The following is a 233-nucleotide window of genomic DNA, read 5'->3' on the forward strand; positions in this document are numbered from 1 at the left end:
GTACGGCGGACATTCTGGTTCCACGCAACACGCTGCTGCACGAACAGTGGTGTGATCTGCTGGAAGAGAACTCCGTTGACTCCGTCAAAGTCCGTTCCGTCGTATCTTGTGACACCGACTTTGGTGTATGTGCGCACTGCTACGGTCGTGACCTGGCGCGTGGCCACATCATCAACAAAGGTGAAGCAATCGGCGTTATCGCGGCACAGTCCATCGGTGAACCGGGTACACAG

1 protein-coding gene is annotated in these 233 nt (G+C 56.2%); it reads left to right on the forward strand.

Annotated features, from left to right (window positions below; translation table 11 throughout):
• On the forward strand, positions 1-233 hold a 233-nt coding region (locus FDX22_RS22160; protein ID WP_146717778.1), incomplete at both ends, for a hypothetical protein.

This window comes from Citrobacter sp. TBCS-14 (genome assembly GCF_005280805.1).
Lineage (GTDB): Bacteria > Pseudomonadota > Gammaproteobacteria > Enterobacterales > Enterobacteriaceae > Citrobacter > Citrobacter gillenii.